The sequence below is a fragment of the Cupriavidus sp. SIMBA_020 genome, assembly GCF_046535395.1.
GTDB lineage: Bacteria > Pseudomonadota > Gammaproteobacteria > Burkholderiales > Burkholderiaceae > Cupriavidus > Cupriavidus campinensis.
Genome location: NZ_JAWRWU010000230.1, coordinates 1 through 330 on the forward strand (window position 1 = coordinate 1; position 330 = coordinate 330).

Here is a 330-nt window from a genome sequence, read left to right on the forward strand (position 1 = left end):
GGTGCGCTTCGGCAATCCGGCCGTAGGCGTGCCGCCGGCCATCGACGCCGCGCGGATCGTCTACCTCGACTACACGCTGTCCTGCGTGTTGCAGGTGCAAGGCGAGTTGCCGGCCGAACTGGTGGCGAACTGGAACAGGACCAAGCGCTTCGCGCGTCTCGCGAGCCACGGCGCGTTTCTCGCGCTCGAGATGGACGTGGTGGTCGCGGGCGGCGTGTCCGAGCGCCATCTGCGCTCGACGGTCGAGCTGTGGGACCGGCTGATCCAGGAATTCCTGCTGCATCTGCGCGACCGTCCGACGCTCGCCGAGCAGGAAGCGGCGGCCCGTGC

1 protein-coding gene is annotated in these 330 nt (G+C 69.4%); it reads left to right on the top strand.

Features of this window, described 5'->3' with window-relative positions; translation table 11 throughout:
- A partial coding sequence (locus SB751_RS28960; RefSeq protein ID WP_410748904.1) for a YbjN domain-containing protein occupies positions 1-330 on the top strand: 330 nt, incomplete at both ends.